Annotated in this window: 12 protein-coding genes; 7 read left to right on the top strand and 5 right to left on the bottom strand. The window is 56.0% G+C overall.

All coding sequences use genetic code 11. From position 1 onward, the window contains the following. The 3 genes from CXF87_RS22195 to CXF87_RS18910 form a co-directional block, all read left to right on the top strand. On the top strand, positions 1–266 hold a 266-nt coding region (locus CXF87_RS22195), incomplete at its 5' end, for a hypothetical protein (RefSeq protein ID WP_232774966.1). A gap of 94 nt (positions 267–360) precedes the next feature. After that, positions 361–1,926: an ATP-dependent nuclease gene (locus CXF87_RS18905; RefSeq protein ID WP_101147778.1), complete on the top strand. Its 1,566-nt coding sequence runs from the start codon at positions 361–363 to the stop codon at positions 1,924–1,926. Continuing rightward, complete coding sequence (locus tag CXF87_RS18910; RefSeq protein ID WP_101147779.1) at positions 1,911–2,942, top strand: DNA helicase UvrD; 1,032 nt, start codon at positions 1,911–1,913, stop codon at positions 2,940–2,942. The genes CXF87_RS18905 and CXF87_RS18910 overlap by 16 nt, the downstream gene beginning before the upstream one ends. Positions 2,943–3,000: 58 nt before the next feature. On the opposite strand, the gene recD is transcribed toward CXF87_RS18910, so the two are convergent. Genes recD through CXF87_RS18930 form a run of 4 tightly spaced genes read right to left on the bottom strand, consistent with a single transcriptional unit; the run spans position 3,001 to position 10,083 of the window. Further along, positions 3,001–5,274, bottom strand: a complete 2,274-nt coding sequence (recD, locus tag CXF87_RS18915) for an exodeoxyribonuclease V subunit alpha (protein WP_101147908.1) — start codon at positions 5,272–5,274, stop codon at positions 3,001–3,003. Between the two features lie 32 nt (positions 5,275–5,306). Then, positions 5,307–9,254 carry an exodeoxyribonuclease V subunit beta gene (gene recB / locus CXF87_RS18920; protein WP_101147780.1) on the bottom strand — a complete coding sequence of 1,316 codons (3,948 nt, stop codon included), beginning with the start codon at positions 9,252–9,254 and terminating at the stop codon, positions 5,307–5,309. Next, positions 9,251–9,778, bottom strand: a complete 528-nt coding sequence (locus CXF87_RS18925; protein ID WP_101147781.1) for a hypothetical protein — start codon at positions 9,776–9,778, stop codon at positions 9,251–9,253. The genes recB and CXF87_RS18925 overlap by 4 nt, the downstream gene beginning before the upstream one ends. Next, positions 9,775–10,083, bottom strand: coding sequence for a nucleotidyltransferase domain-containing protein (locus CXF87_RS18930; RefSeq protein WP_008958935.1), 309 nt, complete (start codon positions 10,081–10,083; stop codon positions 9,775–9,777). The genes CXF87_RS18925 and CXF87_RS18930 overlap by 4 nt, the downstream gene beginning before the upstream one ends. A gap of 119 nt (positions 10,084–10,202) precedes the next feature. Here CXF87_RS18930 and pncB point away from each other — a divergent pair, with 119 nt between their 5' ends. Continuing rightward, positions 10,203–11,384, top strand: coding sequence for a nicotinate phosphoribosyltransferase (gene pncB / locus CXF87_RS18935; protein ID WP_008958936.1), 1,182 nt, complete (start codon positions 10,203–10,205; stop codon positions 11,382–11,384). A gap of 5 nt (positions 11,385–11,389) precedes the next feature. On the opposite strand, the gene recC is transcribed toward pncB, so the two are convergent. Beyond that, positions 11,390–15,007 carry an exodeoxyribonuclease V subunit gamma gene (recC, locus tag CXF87_RS18940; protein ID WP_101147782.1) on the bottom strand — a complete coding sequence of 1,206 codons (3,618 nt, stop codon included), beginning with the start codon at positions 15,005–15,007 and terminating at the stop codon, positions 11,390–11,392. 178 nt (positions 15,008–15,185) lie between these two features. Here recC and CXF87_RS18945 point away from each other — a divergent pair, with 178 nt between their 5' ends. From CXF87_RS18945 to chrA, 3 genes are all read left to right on the top strand, one after another. After that, positions 15,186–15,617: a DUF2384 domain-containing protein gene (locus CXF87_RS18945; RefSeq protein ID WP_101147783.1), complete on the top strand. Its 432-nt coding sequence runs from the start codon at positions 15,186–15,188 to the stop codon at positions 15,615–15,617. Positions 15,618–15,702: 85 nt separating this feature from the next. Further along, positions 15,703–17,385 carry a dihydroxy-acid dehydratase gene (gene ilvD / locus CXF87_RS18950; RefSeq protein ID WP_101147784.1) on the top strand — a complete coding sequence of 561 codons (1,683 nt, stop codon included), beginning with the start codon at positions 15,703–15,705 and terminating at the stop codon, positions 17,383–17,385. Between the two features lie 89 nt (positions 17,386–17,474). Continuing rightward, a complete protein-coding gene (gene chrA / locus CXF87_RS18955; RefSeq protein ID WP_101147785.1) occupies positions 17,475–18,671 on the top strand; it encodes a chromate efflux transporter in 1,197 nt (398 codons plus the stop codon). Positions 18,672–18,744 lie beyond the last annotated feature (73 nt).

Genomic DNA, 18,744 nt, shown 5'->3' on the forward strand with positions numbered 1-18,744 from the left:
GAGAAATAGAGAACTACCTAGATGTTGAAACTTTAGAAAATTCTATTGCTAGTGCTCATGGTCACTTTTACAAGATAGAAGATATAGGGAGATGGTCTAACCTTCTAAAATACAAAATAAAGAAGGATGATAAAACGAGAACAGCCAACAAAGTAAAAGTAGCCAGAGCATACGTAGATAATTGTCATAATAACGTAATTTACACACCAGAATTGAAAGAAAAAATCAAATCTATAAATGATTTTATTGAACGGTCTGGGAATTAAACATAACAAGTAAATTCAGATGACGCCTACGGCGCACCTGATTTAAGCGTTACACGTCATTCATCACATCTCTAGCATTCATAGGTAGTATTTCATGAAACAAATTAAAAAGATAAAACTAAAAAACTTCAAAAAGTTCAGAAGTAGTGAAGTCAATTTCCATGAAGAAAAAAATATATTAATAGGTGATAACGAAGCAGGTAAAAGTACAATTCTAACTGCTATAGAGTTAGTGCTTGGCGGTAGTAAAAATAAAGTTGAGTCTATTGGATTGGAAAGTATCTTCAATACAGATGCAGTCAAAGAATTTCTATCTGGTGATAAAAAGGAAAGTGACTTACCAATACTCCATGTAGAGATATTTCTCAATGAACAAGATAATCCTGATTTGAATGGAAGAAATAATACTGATAATGTAGATTCAGATGGCCTTAAATTAGTTTGTGAACCTATTGAAGAATTAGGTAGTGAGATTCGTGATGTACTTGCTCAGGACGAAAGCAACTTTCCATTCGAATACTACAGTGTGAAATTCAGTACATTTTCTGGTGAAGCTTACTCAGGGTATCGAAAATTTTTAAGGCATTTGTCAATTGACAGCTCTCAGATTAATAGTGAATATGCAACAAGAGAATATATAAAAACTGTTTATGAATCTCTTGCAGAGCAAAACCAGAGAATTACACTGAGAAATGAGTATAGGCTTCAAAAGAAGAAATTTGTTGAAGAAGCTTTGGAGATAATCAATAAAGATATCGATAAATATCAGTTTTCAGTAAGAACAGGGAGTAAATCAAATCTTGAAGCAGATCTAACAATCACTGAAGATGACATTGCTCTTGAGAATAGAGGAAAAGGACGGCAGTGCTTCATAAAAACAGAATTCGCACTTACTAGAAATGGTGATGGACAAAGCATAGATGCACTTTTGCTTGAAGAGCCAGAAAACCATTTGAGCCATACAAATATGAAAAAGCTGATAAATAGAATTTCAAATTCAGAAGCAAAACAAATATTTATTGCAACTCATAACAGCTTGATTAGCACAAGACTTGATTTAAGAAACACAATCTTACTCAATAGCAATAGTGCAAGCCCTATAACCCTCGAGGCTTTACCTGAAGATACTGCCAAATTTTTTATGAAGGCACCAGATAACAATATTCTTGAATTTATATTGTCTTCGAAAGTTATTCTGGTTGAAGGCGATGCAGAATACATTCTAATTGGTGCGTTATATGAGTCAGTCACAGAAAGGACTTTAGAAGATGATGATGTTCATATAATTTCTGTTGGCGGAACAAGCTTTAAGCGCTATCTTGATTTAGCAAAACTTTTGAATATTCGTGTTGCAGTCGTCAGGGATAATGATGGTGACTATGAGAATAATTGCGCCCAAAACTACAATGATTATTTAAATGACAATATAAGCGTATTTTATGAAGAAGATAACGATAAAAGTACTTTTGAGATTTGTTTTTACCAAGATAATAAAGGTATTTGTGATGAGCTTTTCCTTCCAGGAAGAAGAACTCTCACTGCTTTAGAATTTATGCTAAAAAACAAAGCGGATTGTGCTTTTGAATTGCTAGATAAAAAAGCAGGCGAACTAATCTCACCAACTTACTTAACTCGAGCTATAGAATGGATAAACGAGTAGTTTTAGCCGTTGCTGGATCAGGAAAAACCAGTCATATAATCGATAATATTAGTGAAGATTCTCGTGCGTTAATAGTAACCTATACAGATAATAACTATAAAAATATAAAGTCAAGAATAATTGACAAGGTTGGCTTCATACCCTTAGGTGTAAGAGTAAAAACCTACTTCAATTTTATTTATGCATTTTGCTTTAAACCATTGCTAGGCAATAAAATCAAATCAAAAGGAATAAACTGGAACATTCCGCCTGCATTCACGCTCAAGTTAAAGAGAAGCAGTCCTAAATTTTATTTAGATGGCCATGGCAGGCTCTACCACAACAGAATTGCTAAGCTACTTGATCAGTGCAACATGATGAAAGAGGTTTCAGAGCGGGTAGAAAAATATTTTGATTTAGTATGTTTTGATGAAGTTCAGGACTTTGGCGGCCACGATTTCAATTTTATATGTAAACTTTCCCCAAAAATCGAAAGTTTGCTTTTAGTTGGTGATTTTTTCCAACACACTTTCGACACCAGCCGAGATGGGAACGTCAATTCAAACATCCATAAAAATATTGATACTTATACAAGAAAGCTGACTCAAGCTGGATATGCATTAGATACAGATTTACTATCGCATAGCTATCGTTGCAGTCCAACCACTTGTAGTTTTGTCTATCAGAATACAGGAATACAAATTGAATCCCATAGGGATGATGAAACAATAATTCAGTTTGTACAGTCTGCGACTTTAGCTGAAGAAATCTATTTCGATGAAGATATCGTGAAATTATTCTTTAGGGATAGTAAGCGATACAATGGATTCACAGAGAACTGGGGTGCAACTAAAGGGCTTGATTGCTTTTTAGATGTATGTGTCGTTCTAAACGCTACAACGTTGCAGCATTATAAAAAATGTAAACTGCATGAATTAGCTCCGCAAACAAAGAATAAATTTTACGTTGCATGCACTCGAGCTAAAAGGAATATTTTTTTCGTTCCTGAGAGTCTTTATAAGCACCATAAACAATGAGCATACGACGTGTAACAAGAAAATCCAGGTGACACCTACGGCGCACCTGATTTAGGTGTTAAATCCCCTCCACCTCACTCACCCTCATCACCTCCCTAGCCACCGCATCATTCAATATCCCGCGTTTGGCTTCGATCAGCGTCAGCCATTCGCGGGCGCGGGTGATGCCGGTGTACACCAGCTCGCGGGTGAGGATGGGGTTGGGCGTTTGCGGTAGCAGCAGAGCGGTGTGCTGAAACTCCGAGCCTTGGGATTTGTGTACCGTCATCGCGAACACGGTTTCTACCGCGTGTAGGCGGGAAGGCAGTACCCAGTGAATTGGGTTGTCTGGGTCACTGGTCGGAAAGGCGACTCTTAATAGCGTTCTTCCTGGTGCTCCTGATGAAGAGCGGGGATCAGGCACCGCCATGGTGATGCCGATATCGCCGTTCATCAGTTTTAGGCCGTAGTCATTTTGGGTGACCAGAACCGGGCGGCCTTCGAACCAGCCTTTCTCTAGCGTGTGGTCGTTGCCGAACAGCAGCTTTTCACGGCGCAATGTTTTGGCGATGCGCAGGTTTAAGCCTTCTACTCCCCAGGGGCCTTTGCGTAGCGCGCACAGCAGCTGAAAGCGGCTGTAAGCCTTAAGTACTTCCTTCGCCCAGGCATCATAAGCTTTACCGTTCTCTTCAAATGCCAAGGTGGTATCAGGCCGTTCACTCGCTAGGGTATTCAGGTAGTGCTGGTAGCCGGTGGGCGGTGCCATTGGCTCGCCCTTGAAATTGGTGCGGCCTTCGCCTGCGTTGGGAAATCGTTCCGGGCTGCCGGTGATCACCAGGCGCTCCAGGGCGCTGTCTTCGTTTTGTGCGTCGGGCTTCAACACCAAGTGGTGCAGGTCGGCGTAGCCGTTATTCAGTACGCCATGCACGGCTTGGTGTTTATCCCGTTCCCCCAATGCCTCATTTAGCGGCTGGTTAATCGCCTGGGCGAGCTGGCCGATGCCGCTTGTTTCAGTAAAGCGGTGGCTTACCCGCAGCATGGTAATGGCTTGGTCTAGCGGCTGGCCGTCCGGGTCGATTAATGCCTCTGGCAGCGGGTGGTCGGTGAGTTCGGCCAGCCACTGCGCCGTGGCGGGTGTGTAGTGGGCGGCGTCGGCACGGCGGCATAGGTCGCCCAGCACGGCGCCTGCTTCCACGGATGCCAACTGGTCTTTATCCCCCAGCAGCACCAGCTTGGCGCTGGTGGGCAGGGCGCTGAGCAGCGCCGTCATCATTTCGATATCCACCATCGAGGCTTCATCTACCACCAGCACATCCAGCGCCAACGGGTTGGCGGCGTTATGGCGGAAGTGGCGGGTGTCGGCGCGGGCGCCAAGTAGTCTGTGGATCGTGGTCACTTCCGTCGGAATTTCTATTGCGTTCGATGTGGAGTTGGCTGATTGCTCAGCTAATAAAGATTCCAACCCGCTAAGGGGTAAGTCTTTCACCTGCCCGGCAATGGATTCATTAAGCCGTGCGGCGGCTTTACCTGTGGGGGCGGCTAGGCGAATGCGCAGCGGGTGGGCGTTGGGCTGGGCCAGTTGCAGGGTTTGTAGCAGGGCCAGCAGGCGCACCACGGTGGTGGTTTTGCCGGTGCCGGGGCCGCCGGTGATGATCGCAAAGGGGCTGCGGGCGGCGAGGGCGCAGGCGGTTTTTTGCCAATCCAGGGTACCGGTAGCGGGGAATAACGCATCCAGCGCGCTTTTGAGTAGCGGTGATTCCTCTGATTTATACTTAGGGCTATCCACGCTAAGCCGAGCGGCAATTTCTTGGTGCAGGGTTTGCTCGAACTGCCAGTAGCGGCGCAGGTAGAGTTTGCTGGTGTTGATGCTGTGGCTTACCACCAGCGGCGTATTGCCGGGGCCGTCGCTGATCAGCGTGGGGTGATTAAGTGCGGCTTGCCACTCGGGCAGCGTTAGCGTGGCCAGCACATGGCTGGGTAGCGGCGGCGGGTCGTTCAGGTCGTCGCCTTCCGGCGGTAGCGAAAGCGCAAAATCCGGGGCTTCCAGGGTGGCGGCTATATCCAAGCACACATGGCCGCGGCCTAGCTGATGACTGGCCAACGCCGCACCCAGCAACAGCAGCGGCGGGGCGTTTTGGGTTTCGCGGTCGAGAAAGCGCACCAGGGCCAGATCCAGATCCCGTAGCCAGCCACGAGAAACCCACCGCTCACACAGTAGGAATAGCGCGGTGGTGTCGCTTAGCGCGGGGTGCGGCTGGGTAGCACTGGCGGCTGATTCTGTCGGTGGTGTTACCGATGCGGTTGAATCAGGTGCAGCGGGCGGCGCGTCATCGGCGAACAGGTCAAGATTCATGGACTCGTTCTTGGAAGCCGTGTCTCGCTTACTCATGCCAGTGCCTCCTGGTTGCTTGCTGCTGACGCTGTTGATGAGCCTGTAAAGAGTGCATCCAGCGCTTCGATCAGCGCGACCGGCGCGGGCACGGCGTGTACGCCGCGGGCGGTGGTGCGGCTGCCGCGTAGAAATACCGTCATCGAGCCGCCCAGGTGTTGGTGCGGGTCGTAGTCGGGCAGGCGCGCTTTCAATAGCCGGTGGAGAGCGAGCATATACAGCGCCGCTTGCAGGTCGTAGCGTTTTTCGAGCATGGCATCGCGCAGGGCGTCAGTGGTGTAGGCGCTGTCGTCGCTGCCCAGGTAGTTGGACTTCCAGTCGAGCACGTAGAAGCGGCCTTCATGCTCAAAGGCGAGGTCGATAAAGCCCTTGAGCATGCCGTTGAGGGTGTCGGCATCCAGTACGGGGCGTGATACCCCTGGCAGTAAGTGGTCACTGACCAGCTCATCCAGCTTGCGCGTTTGTACCTGGTGCGCGGCAAACCAGAACTCCAGTTCCACCTGATAACTTTCGAGTTCACATAGCGCCACTTGGCTGCCTTCGCTGGGCTCTGTCAGGGACTGGGACGGGGCCTGTGACAGTGAGTGAGGCAGGGGAAGCGGTGTGGCGAGCAGTTCTTCCAGCCAGCCCGCCAGGGTGTCGTGCCATGCCTGCCAGCCGCGCAGTTGCACGCGCCGCCGCAGCATGTCTTCTCTGGCGGCGGGGTCTTCTAGCGCTTTGTTGAAGCCTAGCTGGCCCGCCCACTCCAGCAATCCATGCAGGAAGGTGCCGGGGCCTGGGCCTCGCGGAAACCGGTGCAGGTGAAATGCTTCGGTGTTGATGGCGTTGTCGTGGGGTTCATCCAGCACTTCCAGGGTGGTGGCTTCCTGGGGCGTGGTGGGTTCCGGTGTGGGCGTTGGCTGCGCCGCCCCTGGCATCGCTTCTGAGACTGCCCCGGAGGTGCGCAGCGCCGAGTAGCTGGCGATCCACCACTGTTCACGGGCGGGGCGCAGCGGGGTGCGGGCGTGGCCCAGTGCCTGCTGCTCCGGCGCCGGGGTGAAGCGCAGCGCGGTGGGGTCCGGGGCGGCGCTTAGCGCGATATCGCTGCCTTTCACCAGTTCGCCTAGCGCGTGGGTAAACGCGCTGGGGGCGATGGCCTTGCCGCCGTTGATCAAGTGGCCGATGGCGCTGTTCTCGCTGCCTTTTAGCGGCGCCAGCCCCAGCCAAGTGGCGTGACGGGCGCGGGTGAGCGCGACGTAGAGCTTGCGCAGGTCTTCACCCAGGCGTTCGCGGTCGGCGGTGGTAAGCGTAGCTTCATCGGCGCTCAGGCTGAGTTGCAGTGTGCCGTCGCTGTCGTGCCAGCGCAGCGGTAGGTCGGTGTCGCTGACCGGGCGGTGGTTGGCGATAAACGGCAGGAACACCAGCGGGTACTCCAGCCCCTTGGATTTGTGAATGGTCACTACCTTGACCAGATCGGCGTCGCTCTCCAGGCGCAGCTTGTGGCTGTCGCCGTGGCTATCCGGGTCGGCAATGGCCTCGGCCAGAAAGCGAATCAGCGCGTGTTCGCCGTCCAGTTCCTGGCTGGCGTGCTGCAGCATTTCGCCCAGGTGGAGCAGGTCGGTTAGCAAACGCTCACCCTCGGCGAACTCGCCCAGCAGTCGTGCGGCGATATCAAAATCGACCATCAATCGGCGCACCAGCGGCAGCACGCCTTGGCGTTGCCACAGGCGGTGGTAGTCGCTGAACTGCTCGACCCGCGCTTCCCAGGCCAGCTCGCTCTGGTTGAGGTGGTCGAGTGCTTCAAGGCTCAGCCCAAGTACCGGGGTTGCCAGGGCGGCGCGCAGCTTGGCTTCTGCTTGGCGCGAGTTGGCCTGGGGCTCGGCGCAGGCGCGCAGCCAAATGGCTAGCTGCGGAGCGATGGGGGAGCTGAACACCTTGTCGTGATCGGAAAGGTAGACGCTCTTGATGCCCCGGCTGGCCAGCGCCAGTCGAATCGCTCGCGCTTCCTGCAGGCCGTTGACCAGTACGGCCATGTCTGAGGGAGCCAGCGGAGTGAGTGATTGCTCTCCGTTATCGTCATCGCCACCAGCGCCCTTTGCAAAGCCTGCTTGCTTTTGGCGGCCTGCTTCCACAAGCATTGTCATGTGCGAAGCGCAGCGCTCGGCCATCTCCGTTTGGTAGGCGGTTTTGGAGAGCGGCTCGTCGCTTTCCAGTGGCCACAGGGTCATCGCGGGTAGCGGTTGGCCGTTGAGTACCAGCGTTTCCTTGGTGCCTTTGGCGTTGACGGGGTTGAACGGCAGCGGGTTGTCGCCGCCATCGGCACGGAACAGGAAAGCGCCGGCATCGTGTTGGTCGGCGTAGCTGAAACAGTGGTTGACCGCCGCCACCATGGCGCGGCTGGAACGGAAGTTGGTGCCCAGCGTGACGTGGCGGCCATCGGTGTCGTACCGGGCCTGCAGGTAGGTGAAGATATCCGCGCCGCGAAAGGCGTAGATCGCCTGCTTGGGGTCGCCAATCAGCAGGATGGCGCTGTCGCGCCGGGGCGTTGCGACGTCATACACGGCGTTGAAAATGCGGTACTGGATCGGGTCGGTATCCTGAAACTCGTCGATCAGTGCCACGGGGAACTGGCGCTGGATCTGCGCGGCCAGCGCTTCTTTGTTGGGGCCTTTCAGGGCGCGATCCAGATGGGTGAGCAGGTCATTGGGGCCCATCTCGGCGCGGCGTTCCTGTTCGCGCTCTAACCGGGCGCGACACCACTGTACGGCGTGAATCAGCAGGTCGTTGCGGGGCTCGGGCAGGGCATCCAGCGCTTGCTGGAGCTGTGCCAGCGCTTCCCATGCTTGCGGGCAGGGCGGTGCACCGTCTTTCCAGATATCGGCCATGCCGACGGGCGTCATGCGTTTCCAGGCGGCGTCGGTGAGCGCAGGGCGGTCGGCATCTGTATCGCACCACTCGCGCAGTGCGCCTAGCCAGTTGGCGCGGCTTTTGGCGTTGAAGCTTTGGCCTTTGAAGGCTTTGCGCGTGGCGGCGTCTTCCAGGGCGGGCACCAGTTCGTCCAGCCAGGCGGCCCAGGGGGCTTTGAGCTCGTTGAGCTGGGCGGTGCGTTCGGCCTGGGTGGCGGCCAGGGTCTCGCTGGGTTGGGGTTTTTCGCCGCCCAGCGCTTCGCTTTCTGGCAGTAGCCGTTGTAGCGGAACGTGAAGGTCGTCCGGTGATTTCCAGTAGCGGGTGACAATGCCGAGGGCGTTGCTGTCCAGCGGGTAGTAGAAGCTGCGCCAGTAGTCGCGCACCACTTCCTGTTCCAGTTCGCGCTGGTCGTTTTCCAGGTTGAGGGAGAACAGGCTGCCGCTGTCGAAGGCGTGTTCGCGCAGCATGCGGTAGCACCAGCTGTGGATGGTGGACACCGCGGCTTCGTCCATCCATTCCGCGGCCAGCGCCAAGCGCCGTGAGCAGGCGGGCCAGGTGGCGGGGTCGTATTGGTCGCGGAGTTCTAGGAGTAACGGATCTAGTGGAACCGGGGCTTCCCCGGCGGCAAGCCTACGTGGAGGCGCTGTGAACCCATCCGTGGGCGCTACTTGAGACATCTGACCGCCATGGATGGCGGGAATGCCGGAATCGTCGGGAACATTTTCCGGCCCTGTTGAATGACCTCCACTACGGCTTGCCCCCGGCGCCCCTCTTTCTACATCCTCAGCTCGAAATACGTCTGCTGCTTCTACCAGCCGATTGCGGATACGTTCGCGTAGCTCTTGGGTGGCGGCGTTGGTAAAGGTGACGACTAAAATTTCCGGCGGCGTGAGCGGGCGTACAAACGCCGTGTCGTCGTCAATGCTGTGCCCGCCGAGTACCAACCGCACGTAAAGCAGCGCGATGGTGAAGGTTTTGCCGGTACCAGCGCTGGCCTCTATCAGTCGGCTGCCGTGGAGCGGGAGGCTTAGTGGATTGAGTGGTTCAGGCTGGCTCATAAGAAAAGGCTGTCAAACTCAGCTGAAAAGTCAGGGCTGGCGGGGTAGATACTGAGTTGCTCAGCGTTCCAGGCCACAAGACGTTGAGACGTCACTAAGAGTATGTCAGCGAGCTCGTTCAGCAGATTGAAGTGTTCGGCTATCTGTTCGTAGTCGGTCGAGTAGTCATGTGCCGCGATATTGCGGATGGCGCGGCAGCGTTGCCAATCACTTGTCGCGTTAATTACGCCTTGCTTTTCAAATAGAGCCAGTACCTTGAGAAAGCTGTCAGTGGATTCACCGGCAAGCAAAGCACTGTGCCGCATAGTCGATGCTATCGAGTCTTGCAGCTTGGCAAACCGCTCATTAATGGCGGCAAGGGTTTCGAAATAATCCACATCTTTTTTGTGTTCTGCCAGCCACTCACCGTCAATCGGCCAGGTAATTTTGTTGCGTGACTGTTGTAGAAACCAAGCACAGCGTTGGATCGCTTCCAGCAGTTGCGCAAGATAGCGTTGTTGCTCGCTGAGAACATCATGACTCATGCTGCTTCCTCACTATCGATCGGGCGTGACTGTGCCAAGGCGATTGCTTGGAAGGGCGTGGGTTCAGCCGTCGAGGCATAGGCCACTATATCCACAGGCAGTTGGAGGCGCTCTTCAAGTGCCATTTTGAGTTCGGCACGGGTAAGTAGTGGTATTGCTGTCTGGGAGATCAGTAGCAGGTCAACATCGCCGCCCCGCTTGGTATCATCCAGCCGCGAGCCAAACACCTGGACTTGCACAGAAGGCTTAATGAACTCACGTACGCTCGAAAGAATCGTGTCACGCTGTGATTGAGTAAGACGCATCAAGACAGCTCCTAGACTGTATGAGAGCCCCGCCACCTGATAATCTTGTCGCCGAGCCACTCTTGGTGCAATGAGTTTACGCTACCGGCGGCTTCGGTTCACTCTAACGATGGGATCTCATGCTGACATCGCTGCTGGATAATGACTTTTACAAGATCACGATGCAGAACGCCGTGATCAAACGCTTTCCCTATGCCCAGGCGCGCTACGCGTTTATCAATCGAGGCGAGCACGAATTTCCTGATGGTTTCGGTGCTGCGCTGCGCCGCGAAGTGGATCAGATGGCGACGCTGCGCCTGAGTGATGAGGAAAAGCGCTATCTCGAAACGACGTGCCCCTATCTCGATCCTACCTATCTCGATTTTCTGGCCGGGTTTCATTACGACCCTGCCGAGGTGATTATCGAGCAGCAGGGCAGTGACCTTTCGGTGATTATCGAAGGGCCCTGGTACCGCACCATTCTGTGGGAAGTGCCGTTGATGGCGCTGATCAGCGAGCTTTGGTATCGGCTGCGTGGTGTGTCGGTCACCCATGAGGCCGATGCGATGATCGAACAGCGCGCCCAGGAGAAGATCGAACTCTATCGCCGTCTTGGGTTGAAGATTGCCGAGTTCGGCACCCGTCGGCGCTTCTCGTTCGATGTTCATGACCGTGTGGTGGGCGCACTTTGCCACAATGGTGGCGAGGCGTTCAGCGGCACCAGTAACGTGCTGCTGGCCATGCGCCATGGGGTTAAGCCGATTGGCACCCACGCCCATGAGTGGTTCATGTTCCACGGCGCCCGCTTCGGTTTCAAGATGGCCAACAGCCTTGCCCTTGAGCATTGGGTGGATGTGTATCGCGGTGATCTGGGCATTGCCCTGACCGATACGTTCACCTCGCGGGCCTTCTTCGATAGCTTCGATAAGAAGTTCGCCAAGCTGTTCGATGGCGTGCGCCATGACAGCGGCGACCCTATTGATTTCGCCTCCCAAACTATCGCCCATTACGAGCGCCTGGGGATCAACCCGCTAAGCAAGACGATTATCTTTTCCGATGCGCTGACGCCGGAGAAGGTCGAGCATATTCACGCGTTTTGCAAAGACCGGATTGGCATGGCGTTCGGCATCGGCACCAACTTCACCAATGATGTGGGCGTCGAGCCGATGAACATGGTGATCAAGATGGTCGAGGCGCGTCCGGAAGGGCAGCAGTGGCTGCCGGTGATCAAGCTCTCCGATGTGCCGGACAAGCACACCGGCGACCCGGAGATGATTTCGCTGGCGAAGCGGGTGTTAACCCTGGGCTGGAAGAGCCATTAGGCTTGTCAGCCTTTAACAGCACGATGCAGCGGCGAATAGAGCGCTTCGGTTAGCGTGGCGAAGCCGTGACCAAGGGCTCGCTCTTTGAATAGCCTTTCGAAGCTCGGCCACTGGTGGGAAAGGTAGGCGCTTTGGGCGACTTCGCCGGTCTGGAAGCGTCCCCCTTCGTAGGCGGTTTCTGCGGCGGCGTAGGCATCGCTCTCCGGTTCGGATTCCGGCGTGCCTAGCTTCGCCAACCAGGCGAAAGCGGCCTGTGGCGCCAGCGGTAGCGGGGCCTGCATGCCATCGCACCAAGCGCTTAGCAAGTTTTGTAGCTGGTAGCGGGCGTTCTCGGCTTCTAGTGGTTCCAGCCGCACATGGCCCGCTTTGGAGAGTAGTTGGGTGGTCATCGGGCGCTCACTGTTGCCCGCCAGATGCGCAACCCAGGGCCGTAGCAGGTGTTGCCAGCGGTATTGACCACGGCCGCGCCCCTGGCTGACCAGGCTGCTGCTGAGCAGTAACAGGCGGCAGCGGTTGCCCGCTTCATCTTGGCGCAGTTCCCCCAGCCAATCTTCCAGCGCTACCTTTTCTTCAGTTCTCTCAACAACATGCACTTCCTGTGGTGCTGTTACCACGTGTGGCCACTCTTGTAACGCCTCTTCGTAGGCGCCGAACAGTGCCTCCATCGGTTCCGCCAGCGCTTCGCGCATCCGCTCGCCAAAGGCACCCACGGCCAGCACACCCTGACCCTTGAAGCGTTCCAGTGCGGCGTGCAGTGCTTCCATACGCGGTTGGCCGTTATCCACGGCGTGGCGTTGGGCGGCGATCAATTGATCCTGCAACTGCCAGTTCTGTAACCCGTCCAGGGTGAAGGGCTCGACATCCAGTTGGGTAAGCTCCTCCTGCTCGAAATAGACGCCAAGGCGGGTGTTGAAAAATGCCTTCGCGGGGTCGCGTAGAAAGCTGCCTAGCTGGGCCAGGGTTAGCGTGCTCTGCTGTTCGCTGTCTGCCTTAAGCGCTGGTGATTTTGCGTCTTGGGTGCTTTCGCCACTGGGGGTGTGCAGGACGTGCCACTCGTGGGCATAGGTGAATAGCCGTGCCTGGGCGGGGGAGTCGCTGGCCTGGGAAGAGAAGTAGCGGCGGCTAAACGGCTGCAGCGGGTGCTCGGTGGTTAACGCTTCCAGCAGCGGCTCGCCTTTTTGCGTGTGCCAGCCCGCTTCCAAGTGATCGCGCAACTGGCCGACCAGCACCGAGGGCGGCATGGGGTTGTTGTCGATCTGACTGCGGCCGACCCAACTGATATAGAGCTGTTGGCGGGCGGAGAGCAGCGCTTCCAGAAACAGGTAACGGTCGTCTTCCCGCCGCGAGCGGTCGCCGGGGCGGTAGTCGCTGCCCATCAGGTCAAAATCCAGCGGCGGCTGTGAGCGCGGGTACTCGCCGTCGTTCATGCCCAGCAGGCATACGTGCTTGAAGGGAATGGCGCGCATCGGCATCAGCGTGGCGAAGTTGACCGCCCCCGCGAGAAAGCGCTGGGAAAGACTGTGCTCGTCGATTTGCCCCAGCCAGTGCTCGCGCACCATGGAGAGCGGCAGGGGATCATAAAGCGCGGCCTCTTCGGTGCTGTCCAGCAACTGCTGTAGCGCGGTTTCCAGCTTGGTGAGCATCACGCTCTCTTGAGCGTCGTCGGTCAGGAAGTAGGTTTCCAGCAGTTCGCGCAGCCGAGCCACCCAGGTGGCGGTGTCGGTGGGCTGGCAGAAGGTCTCCCAGGTGGTTTCCAGCTTTTCCAGCAGATTTGCCAGGGGGCCTGCCAGGGAGGCTTCCAGCCCGCCAATATCGTCGAATGGCTCGATGCCTTGCCACGCCTCGGCACTGCCTACGGTATACCCCAGCAGCAGGCGACGCAGGCCAAAGGCCCAGGTGTTCTGGGTTAGGCCTTCGGGGAGGTCCAGCCGGGTGCGCTGCTCGGCATTGAGCCCCCAGCGAATGCCAGCACCCTCGATCCAGCGGCTCAGGGTGGGCAGGTCATATTCATCGATGCCAAAGCGTGCGCGCAGTGCGGGGACTTCCAGCAAGTCGAGCAAATCGCTTACCGAGAGGCGCAGTTCCGGCAGGCGCAGCAGTTTTTCTAGCGCGATCATCATCGGCAGGCGGTGGCGGCTGGCCTGATCCGAAAGTGTGTAGGGAATGTAACGCGGGTCGTCGGGTCGCGCGTTCACGTGATAGCCACCGAAAGCAGAGCGGTACTGGCCGAACACGGCTTCAATGTGCGGCGCGTAGCGGTCGATATCCGGCACCATGACGATGATATCCCGCGGGCGCAGATCCGGGTCGGCGCTGAAGGCCGCCAGCAGTTGGTCGTGAAGAATCTCCACTTCCCGCTGGGGGCCGTGGGCGATATGGAACACGATGGAGTCGTCACTGGCCGGGTCTAGCGCGGGCCAGTGAGTTTGGGTTTCTGCTACCGGCCGCAGCTCGCGGATATCGTCCTGCAGTTGGCTGAGCAGGCAGTGGCGCTCTTCGCCGCTGAAGGGCTCGAACATATCAATGCGCAGCGCCTGCTGCTCGAAGAGCGTTTGGTAGTTGCCTGAGTCGTCGTGTTCGTCGAGCAGGCGCAGGTAGTCGCGGCCCTGCTTGCCCCAGGCGGCCAGCAGCGGCTGGGCGTGCAGGTGCAAGGCGTCGTCGGCATCACCGGTGCCGAGCACATCCAGGGCGTCGGGCATGCCTGCCTTGCGTCGTTGGCGGTAGCGGCTGGCGCGGAGCAGGTCTTTGTGTTCGATGATATCCGCCCAGTAGTACTGGCAGGGGTTGTGCACGCAGAGCACTATTTGGCAGCAGCGTGAAAGCGCGGCCAGGGCTTCGAGGGTTTGCTGCGGCAGTGACGAGATGCCGAAAATGATCAATCGCCGGGGCAATCCGTGCGGGCACGCTTGGCCTTCAAGCTGTTCGGCGGCTTCCAGAAAACGGCTGTGTACCTGGGCACGGCTGCTGTTAAGGCCTGCGTCGCCTTGCGTCATCGCCACATCGTCGCGTAGCGCGCGCCATAATGCTGGCTGCCACAGTTGGTGCGCTTCCAGCGGGCGAGTTTCGCCACGGGCGGTGATCAGCACGTCGTTACCCTTGGCCCAGGCGTCCAGCCAGTCTGCGCGATACACCTGATACTGATCGAACAGATCCGCCAGCCGCTCGGCCAGTTGGTAGTGCTTACGCTGGTCGCGATCGACCTCTAAAAAGCGCGCCAGCGGCGCAAAGGCTTCCTGCTCGGCAAGGCTGGGCAGCAGGCGCAATAAGCGCCATATCAACCGTGACTGATCAAACGGCGACGTTTCCGGTACCGCGTGCTCGTCGTGGGTTAAGTGCGTCAACACCGTACGGTAGGCCTGCCATAGAAAGCGCGCGGGCAGCGTGACGTTCAATGCCGCCGCTATGCCCGCACCGCCCTGGGCCGGGTCTTCCGCCAGCGCCAGCTTTAGCCACTGCCCAATGCCGTTGCTCTGCACCAGAATAGTCTCGTTCTCCAGCGGCGAGAGCGGGTGTAGGCGCATCCACTCCACCGCCAAACCGCGCAGGTCTTCCAGGCGATTGGCGTGCACGACCATAAAGCCCGGCGTTAACGGCGTTTGTGAGAGCAGCGAGTTTGCAGACATGCACGAGGTTCCTTAATGGATGTTTCCTTCACGGCCAGGGCGGAGTGGCTAAGTGTATGGTGCCATAAGTTTAGTTCTTAAGCTTGAAACCCTAGCGTCCAGTTTCATAGCTGCTATGATGAAAATATGATGCATATAGGTTGTATATCGGCTGTATAAGCGTAGCAGGAGGTTGCCAATGGCAGTGGGCAATGTAAAAGAGTCATTGAATGAGCCTAACCGGTATCTGGTACCTGATTCGTTCGAGCGGTTTTTGGCTGACTTAAAGGGTGTTGCTCGACAAGAGCGCCACCCGTTGATTAACCCGAAGTTATTTGCCAGTGCATTGAGCATTGATATCCAAACGCTGGCCAGCCAAGCGCATGTTCATCGTACGACAATCTCACGTGCCCAAGGGGCAGAAAAACTTCAACGTTATTTGCGTGATGCACTTCGAGTGCTCGGTGCAGCGGCGGATATTAATGGTGATTTCCATGATGCTCTGTTTTGGTTTCGCAACGAGCCGCTTAGCGCATTTGACTATAAAACACCCGAGCAGCTAGTCAGTGAAGGTCGCGCAGATGATCTTCTGCGCTATGTTCAGGCGCTGCAAGCAGGTGTCGTGGAATGATTTTTTGCGTCCTCTTCCCTTGCGCGAACGCCGTGGCATCGCCAAGCTATGCGGATACCGTGAACAACGCTAAGAGAGATTTCTAATGTCAGATTCATCGCAAAACTCCCGCCGCCACTCTGCGCCTGTGGTTGATGGCCCAGGTAAAGCCGCTAGCCGCGCCATGCTGCGCGCGGTGGGCTTTACGGATGCCGATTTCAAAAAGCCTCAGGTGGGCATTGCCTCTACCTGGAGCATGGTGACGCCCTGCAACAGCCACATTAATGAGCTGGCCGAGTTTGCCCGCGATGGTGCCGATGCTGGCGGTGGTAAAGGTGTGATTTTCAATACCATCACGATTTCCGATGGTATTGCTAACGGCACCGAGGGTATGAAGTACTCGCTGGTATCACGGGAGGTGATTGCCGACTCCATTGAAACCGTAGCGGGCTGTGAAGGCTTTGATGGTTTGGTGGCCATTGGGGGCTGCGATAAGAATATGCCCGGTTGCCTGATGGGGCTGGCGCGTTTGAATCGTCCCAGCGTGTTCGTCTATGGCGGCACCATTATGCCCGGCAAAGGACATACCGATATCGTCTCGGTGTTCGAGGCGATGGGCGCACACTCCCGCGGCGATATCGACCTGATCGAGCTTAAAAACATCGAAGAAACGGCGATCCCTGGCCCTGGTTCCTGTGGCGGTATGTACACCGCTAACACCATGGCCTCTGCGATTGAGGCATTAGGCATGAGCTTGCCGGGCAGCTCCGCGCAGAATGCGATCTCTCAGGAGAAGCGCGATGACTGTAAAGCGGCGGGCGAAGCCGTGCTGGCGCTGCTAGCCGACGATATTAAGCCTTCCGATATCATGACCCGTGAGGCGTTCGAGAACGCGATTACGGTGACCATCGCGTTGGGTGGTTCTACCAATGCGGTGCTGCACTTGATTGGTATGGCGCGCACCATTGGTGTGGAACTGACCCTGGCGGACTTTACCGAGATCGGTAAACGCGTGCCGGTACTCGCCGATTTGCGCCCTAGCGGCCACTACATGATGAGCGAGCTGGTGGCGATTGGCGGTATTCAGCCGCTGATGAAAATGCTGCTGGACGCAGGCCTGCTCAACGGCAACTGCTTGACCGTTACCGGCAAAACGTTGGAAGAGAACCTGGCCAATGTAGCCCCTTACCCTGCCGAGCCGCCGATCATCGCTTCCCTCGGTAACCCGATTAAAACGGAAAGCCATTTGCGCATGCTTTACGGCAACTTGGCACCGGAAGGCGCAGTCGCGAAAATTACCGGTAAAGAGGGCACGCGCTTCTCAGGCTCGGCACGGGTCTTTGGCTCGGAAGAAGAAGCCCAGGCGCGCATTAACGATGGCACTGTCGTCGCAGGTGATGTGGTGGTGATTCGCTATGAAGGACCTAAAGGCGGCCCCGGCATGCGCGAAATGCTCACGCCTACCTCGGCGATTATGGGCCGCGGCTTGGGCAATGACGTGGCGCTGATTACCGATGGCCGTTTCTCGGGCGGCAGCCATGGTTTTGTGGTCGGCCATGTGTCGCCGGAAGCGTTCGACGGTGGCCCGCTGGCATTGGTAGAGAATGGCGATACCATCACCATTGATGCGGAGGCCGATACCATTGAGGTGGATCTGTCTGACGAAGAGTTGATGCGTCGTCGCGCAGCGTGGAAGCAGCCAGAACCCCGTTATACCCGCGGCGTGCTCGCCAAATATGCACGTCTCGTTAGCTCTGCCAGTACCGGTGCGGTAACAGACCAAGAGTAACGATTTATCGGCGGGTGTCATCAAGACGTCAAGCGCAAGGCTTAGCATATAAGCCTTGCGCTTTTTTATTGGGTAAACGGTGAGGATGGATGGTGGAGCAAACGCAGACAAGCAGGCGCATAGGCGAGGTGTTTTGGGCATTCTTAGCGCTGGGATTAACGTCTTTTGGCGGACCGGTGGCACATCTGGGGTATTTTCGTACTGCCTTTGTGGAGCGGCGTCAGTGGTTAAGCGAAAGTGCCTACGCTGATTTGGTGGCACTGTGCCAGTTTCTGCCCGGCCCGGCGAGTAGCCAGGTGGGGTTTGCGCTCGGCTTACTGCGTGCTGGTCCTTGGGGCGCGGCCATGGCGTGGCTGGCTTTTACGCTACCTTCGGCAATTATTCTGCTGTTGTTCGCATTGGGGGCTGCGGTGCTGGATGGTCCGATCGCCAGCGGTATCATCCACGGCTTAAAAGTGGTCGCGGTAGCGATCGTGGCCCATGCGGTGTGGGGGATGGCACGCAACCTCTGCCCGGATAAAGCCCGTGTAGGAATCGCCTTGGCCGCTGTGTTCACGGTGGTGGTGGTAAGCGGCCCGCTGGGACAGGTCGCCGCGATTGTATTGGGTGGTTTAGTGGGGCTGACGCTGTGCCGGAATAGTGCCGCCATAGCAGAAAGCGCACCGCTGCATTTTCCGGTTTCCCGCCGAGCAGGCTTGGTCGCGTTGGGGCTATTCGGCGGGTTGCTGATTCTACTGCCACTGATGGCGGGCGGTGCTGTTTGGCTTAACGTGATCGATGCTTTTTATCGTTCAGGTGCGCTGGTATTTGGTGGTGGGCATGTGGTGCTGCCGCTGTTAGAAGCCGAGGTAGTACAGTCGGGCTGGATAACACCGGATGAGTTCTTGGCAGGCTATGGCGCTGCCCAGGCGGTGCCAGGGCCACTATTTACGTTTGCGGCTTACCTGGGAGCACTTCTGCCCGGCATGAACGCGGTAGTGGGCGCTTTGTTGGCACTGCTGGCAATCTTTATCCCAGGGTTCTGGCTGCTGGTCGGCGTGCTGCCGTTTTGGAACCAATTTCGTCGGTGGGGCAGCGCTCAGGCGCTAATGCGCGGTGCCAATGCGGCGGTCGTGGGTATTTTAGGCGCAGCGCTTTATCAGCCGGTATGGACCAGCGCGATTATTGGCCCTTATGAGTTTGTTCTGGCACTTACGGGCTTTTTGCTGCTTAGCGTATGGAAACTGCCTGCTTGGCTGGTGGTTGCTCTAGTAGCGATAGCGGGAATCTTTATTCCTCTGCATTAAATGCTCCTTCAGCGCGCTGTGTGACGTAACCGGCACTTCTATTTTGTCGATAACCTTAACGCTGAATTTTCCC

Origin of the sequence: Halomonas sp. MES3-P3E (genome assembly GCF_002836035.1) — a bacterium.
Classification (GTDB): domain Bacteria; phylum Pseudomonadota; class Gammaproteobacteria; order Pseudomonadales; family Halomonadaceae; genus Vreelandella; species Vreelandella arctica.

Coding starts and splice junctions, on each gene's coding strand:
- CXF87_RS18905 (WP_101147778.1), top strand. CDS start 361: ATGAAACAAATTAAAAAGATAAAACTAAAAAACTTCAAAAAGTTCAGA.
- chrA (WP_101147785.1), top strand. CDS start 17,475: ATGGTGGAGCAAACGCAGACAAGCAGGCGCATAGGCGAGGTGTTTTGG.
- CXF87_RS18925 (WP_101147781.1), bottom strand. CDS start 9,778: ATGAGTCATGATGTTCTCAGCGAGCAACAACGCTATCTTGCGCAACTG.
- CXF87_RS18930 (WP_008958935.1), bottom strand. CDS start 10,083: ATGCGTCTTACTCAATCACAGCGTGACACGATTCTTTCGAGCGTACGT.
- CXF87_RS18945 (WP_101147783.1), top strand. CDS start 15,186: ATGGCAGTGGGCAATGTAAAAGAGTCATTGAATGAGCCTAACCGGTAT.
- recB (WP_101147780.1), bottom strand. CDS start 9,254: ATGAGCCAGCCTGAACCACTCAATCCACTAAGCCTCCCGCTCCACGGC.
- recC (WP_101147782.1), bottom strand. CDS start 15,007: ATGTCTGCAAACTCGCTGCTCTCACAAACGCCGTTAACGCCGGGCTTT.
- recD (WP_101147908.1), bottom strand. CDS start 5,274: ATGAATCTTGACCTGTTCGCCGATGACGCGCCGCCCGCTGCACCTGAT.
- ilvD (WP_101147784.1), top strand. CDS start 15,703: ATGTCAGATTCATCGCAAAACTCCCGCCGCCACTCTGCGCCTGTGGTT.
- pncB (WP_008958936.1), top strand. CDS start 10,203: ATGCTGACATCGCTGCTGGATAATGACTTTTACAAGATCACGATGCAG.
- CXF87_RS18910 (WP_101147779.1), top strand. CDS start 1,911: ATGGATAAACGAGTAGTTTTAGCCGTTGCTGGATCAGGAAAAACCAGT.